The organism is Corallococcus terminator (assembly GCF_003611635.1).
In the GTDB taxonomy this organism is placed as follows: Bacteria; Myxococcota; Myxococcia; order Myxococcales; family Myxococcaceae; genus Corallococcus; species Corallococcus terminator.
This window is the reverse complement of sequence record NZ_RAVZ01000506.1, coordinates 1-4,683: the sequence shown is the minus strand read 5'-3', so window position 1 is coordinate 4,683 and position 4,683 is coordinate 1. Positions and strand designations below refer to the sequence as shown.

General features: G+C 67.0%; 3 protein-coding genes and 1 rRNA gene. All 4 read right to left on the bottom strand.

Annotation, left to right across the window (positions count from 1 at the left end):
* Nucleotides 1-631, bottom strand: a 631-nt coding sequence (locus tag D7V88_RS39040; RefSeq protein WP_208726721.1) for an OPT/YSL family transporter, incomplete at its 3' end; no start/stop codon positions are given.
* 201 nt (nucleotides 632-832) lie between these two features.
* Nucleotides 833-2,833, bottom strand: a complete 2,001-nt coding sequence (locus tag D7V88_RS44910; RefSeq protein WP_244238629.1) for a HipA domain-containing protein — start codon at nucleotides 2,831-2,833, stop codon at nucleotides 833-835.
* A 1-nt stretch (nucleotide 2,834) separates the two neighbouring features.
* A complete protein-coding gene (locus D7V88_RS39030; protein WP_120545605.1) occupies nucleotides 2,835-4,499 on the bottom strand; it encodes a DUF262 domain-containing protein in 1,665 nt (554 codons plus the stop codon).
* Between the two features lie 116 nt (nucleotides 4,500-4,615).
* A 5S ribosomal RNA gene (rrf, locus tag D7V88_RS45725) occupies nucleotides 4,616-4,683 on the bottom strand; the annotation flags it as partial.

The window sequence follows — 4,683 nt, the reverse complement described above, 5'->3', positions numbered from 1 at the left end:
CCCCCAGCATGCGCAAGCGGGGCCGGGACGCATCGCCCCCCGCATGCAGAGCACGCACGGTGGCTGCCGCGGCGGTGCCGGAAGCGAACGGAAGCTGCTCGCGGTCCACCAACTGGCGCTTGAAAGGAACAGCGAAGAGGACCCCCAGCGCGGACAACAGGAACGTCCACGCAAGCAGGGTCCAGCCAGGAAGGTGATGCCCCGTCGTCAGCAGCCACGCGCCCTGCACGGACACGAGCGCCCCACCCGTCGCATACCCCGCCGACGAGGCCACCGTCTGCGCGCACCCCATTTCCAGCAGTGACAACGGAGCCCCCGCGACGCGAGGGACAGCGCGGCGAAGGGCCCCCTGCGTCGCGGAAGCAAGAAGCGCGGCGGTGATGGCCACGCCGAACACGACGCCTGTCTTCAGGCCCGCATAGAGGTTGGTGGCACAGGTGAGGACGCCCAGCCCCGCGCCCAGCCCCACCGCGCGCAGCGTCAACTGCGGCATGCGGTCGCCCTGGTACACACGCGTGAGCCAGAATGTGTCCGCGTCCGCCTGCGTCGCGCCGGGAATGCGGAGCAGCGTCAGCGAGGCATCGGTGGGAGCGTCCCCGGCAGGGGCGCCGACGGGAGCAGGACGAGGCATGGCCGACGGGCATCCTCCCCGTTCGTCCCCGCCCGCGCCACCCTCCCCGTCTTGAGCAGCGAAAGGGGAATCACAATTCCTGTCATCGCCAAGCCCCCATCAGGCCCTGGCAATCACAGACTCGGACGTTGAAGCAGGAGCCCCATCCGTCATCAGAGACCGGAGTGCCCCTGACGACCGAGCAGCTCCGCAGCGCGAGAGTCAAGGCTCGCGCAGACGCAGTAGGTAGAACACGTAGCCGTAGCTGTCCCCGTGGCGGCGGTACAGGCCCACCTCCTGCTCCGCTGCGGCGATGACCTCACGCAGCGCGGGGTCCGCGAAAGGTCGCAGCCGTTCGATGCGCTGGAGCAGCGGCGTGTAGTAGTCGTCCCACCACGCGGATGCGGGCAGCGTGAAGGTGTCCAGCACGGTGAACCCTTCAGCCTCCGCCGTGGCGCGGTTCTCGGAGATGGAGGCCATGGAAGGATAACCCTCCGACCAGAAGCGGACGGCGTCCGGAGGCCGGGCATCGGTGAGCCACGAGCACTCGGTGACGGCCACCAATCCCCCAGGCGCGAGCAGCGGCCGCAAGCGACGCAGACCCGGCCCGAAACCCATCACATAGATGGCGCCCTCGGACCACAGCAGGTCCACGGAAGCAGGAGGCAGCGTCAGCGCGCCCATGTCCTCCTGTCGGGTCATGATGGAATCCGCGAGGCCCCGCTCCCGAGCCTCCCGCTCCAGCCGCTCCAGATAGGGCCGGTGCAGATCCACGGCGGTGACCCGGGTCCCAAGCGTCTGGGCGAGCACGAACGTCTGCCGGCCCGTGCCCGAGCCCAGGTCGAGCACACGAGGAGAAGCCCCCAACGGAGGCAGCCGGCGAAGGGCCTCGCGGGTGCAGTCATCACTGCCAGGGCCCAGGCGGGGCAGCTCGTTGTAGAGCGTGAAGAAGGCATTGGCCGTCTGCCGCAGCCCTCCCGCGCCGCGCTTCACCTCGCCCTGGAGGAGGGGAACCTTCTTCCAGTGCTCCTCGATGCGGTGCTTGAACAACTCCGGCATGGGCAGGTCCGCGCGAAGCGAAGACCACGTGTCGAGCGCGGATTCGACAGCCCCCTTCACCACCGGCAGGACGTCATCATCGGAAAGCCCCAGCTTGCGCGCCAACCGCTCGAAGCTCTGCAGTGACACGTCGTCAAAGCGCTTGGACTTCGCCAGGTTCAGCGCAAGCTGATCCTGAGGCATGTACTGGATGGTGGAGACGAAGTCATACGCGGGCGACAGCGTGGGACGGGTGCCCTCCGGGTAGAAGAGCGACCAGTTCTTGTGGTGCGCGTCGCCATTGCCGCACGCGATGATGAACACCATCCGCCGCAGGAACTCCTGGAGCGCATCCAGTCCCGCGACCTTGAGCAGCACGTTGGCGATGGTCTCGTAGTTGTACTTCTTGTACTTCTCATCCGAGTACAGCCCCAGCACCTGCGCCAGGTCCTCCATGTGCACGCGGTGTCCGGGCGACGGCCGGTCGAAGCGTCGGATGGCATACGCCAGGTCCTCGCGAAGGGTGATGCCCTCCGGAAGTCCGTGGAGGTCGGAGACCTTGAGCAACTGCATCTCCGGCACGTCGATGCCGGTGGCGCGAGCCCACGTCATCACGGACAGCTCGTTCTCCGGCACGCGGTCGTAGCGGTTGTCCGGGAGCTTGACGATCCAATCGCCGCCCTTGCCGCCCATGGGCAGCGTCATCCCCCGGTCGCGCCGGAGCATGGAGAACTTGAGCTGCACGCCCGCGAGCGAGAAGCGCAGCGGTTCCCCGTCGGAGGGAGCCGACTCGGAGGGGGCTTCGACCAGGGGGGTGTCACGGACAGGGAGCTCCCCCGCGGGCCGGACGACGACGGCGCCAGAGAGGTCCTCCCCCAGATGGGCGATGAAGAAGAACTCGCGCTGCCGGGCAATCTGCTCGCGCTCGGAGATGAGGTCGCGAAGCGGGCCTTCGGGAAGGAGGTTGGAGAAGAACGGCGGCAGTCGCATGCGGCTGATGTGCCGGCGCGACAGGTCGTCCTCGAAGAACTGGCCCAGCACGGGGCGCGGATAGCGCTGACGGTACTCCTCGGAGACGCTGAACTCGATGCGCTCATCGGCGAGCAGCGTGAGTGTGCCGACATGCACATCGCCAATCAGGACATCGAGGACACCGGTGGTGGACGCATGAGGCCTGGGGTCCATGTCAGTCGTCTCCGTCGTCGATGATCATCGATTGGAGGGAAGGACGGTCCGAGTCCTCCCAACGCGTCCGGGCTTCGATGAACTGGCGCACCATCGGCTCCAGGTGTGCACGCCGCTGCCGGAGGAAGTCCATGGGCTCGCCACGCCACAGATATTCGAGCATGGCGGGCGTCAGCCCCTGGCTGGCCAGGCTCTCCGAGTCTGGAAGCGAGCGCTGACTGAGCAGCGCCAGGACGGACGTTCCAGGCAGGGAGGGATGGAAGAGGAAGTTGAAGGGGGCGACGAGTTGGAACCCTCGCTGAAGGGTCCCGCTACGGACCGCCCATTCCGGGGCGCTCTCCACCGGGAGGATGTCCAGGAAGCCCCCGGCCTCCGAGTCGAGCAACTCGCCTGGCTCCAGCACCGCGCCTGTCAGCAGGTGGCGCGGCTGGAGGGACAACAGGATGACGCGCAGAACCAGGGGCGGCTGGGCGACGTCCGGATTGGGGATGACGGGGAGCCCCGGCTCCAGCCACCAGGGAATCAGGGGCGAGGCCACTTGCGCCAACATCGCCTGGATGGAGCGTTCCTCATCGGAGCGCATGGCCGCGACGACCTCCAGGGCCTCGGAGGGCTTGAGCACCCAGCCACCAAAGACGACATGCCGCCAGAACCAGCGGGACAGCAGCTCCCGCGACCGGGGAGAAGGTTCCGGGTGCAACTGGAAGAACCGCGTCAGCAGCACGAGCGAGTTCTCGGGGGATGGCAGCAGCTTGAGGTGCGGAATGAACGCATCGCGCTTGAGGAACACGATGGCATCGCGCATCGCGCGCTCGGTGCGCCGGACGGTCTCCGTGAAGTCGTCGTCCTGGTTCAGTTGCTGCTGGTAGCCCCGCGTGAAATCCAGGCCCCGCACGGCCAGGACGGCACGCAGCAACAGCGACTCCGGAATGGCACCGAAGCCCAGCTCCCCCATCCCCTGCGTCACCGACTCCAGGCTGAGTGAGCGCGAGCCCACATACAGCGCATTGAAGACCTCTTCGTCGGTGAGGGGCCGGCCCGCGGTGTTGAGGCGCTTGAAGATGATCCGCAGGACCTTCTCGTCGGTGGTGTCCACGACGTAGGCGGGCACCTGGTACTCGCGGATGGCCTTGCCCAGACGGATGGCAGCACGGATGTGCTCCGGGTGCGCTTCGCGATCCGGATAGCGGTTGAGCCAGTTGAGCAGCGACTCGCTGTCCAACACCTCATTCATCGGCAGCCAATGCGGAGGGGGCACCGCGTTCCGCGACGGAGGCAGCAGCTCCTCGGTCTCCAGATCGAAATAGAGGTGGAAATCATCGCGCGCCACCTCATCCCCATACGCTGGGTGAAGCAGCACACCCGCGAGAGCCGTGACCCGCTGCTGCCCGTCCACAGCCCACAGTCCCTGGCTCGTGGAAGGCGCATCAATGCGCACGGGCCCAAAGCTCACACTGGAGGCAGGGGCCTCACGCCGCCAGAACAACAACGTCCCAATGGGATAGCCCCGATAGACGCTGTCGATCAGGTCGCGCACGTCCTCCGCGGTCCACCGAAGGGGCCGCTGGAAGTCGGGGATGCGCACCTCACCGCGCCGCACGCGGTCGAGCAGATCCTCGATGCTGAACGACTTGGTCTCCGGGCGCCGCGTCAGGAGGGAGGGCATCGCGTATCTCCTGCCTGGGGTCTGTAGCCCGAATCGACACCCGGGCGAAACGCTGAACAAGCCCGCAAAGACAAAAGCCCCTGGCGCCTTACGGCACCAGGGGCTCTTCAAAAAGAATCCGGCAGCGACCTACTCTCCCACGCGGTTTCCCGCGGAGTACCATCGGCTCTGGAGGGCTTAACTT

What these genes read in the sequence shown, in the direction of transcription:
- D7V88_RS44910 (WP_244238629.1), bottom strand. Translation starts at nt 2,833, where the DNA reads ATGGACCCCAGGCCTCATGCGTCCACCACCGGTGTCCTCGATGTCCTG.
- D7V88_RS39030 (WP_120545605.1), bottom strand. Translation starts at nt 4,499, where the DNA reads ATGCCCTCCCTCCTGACGCGGCGCCCGGAGACCAAGTCGTTCAGCATC.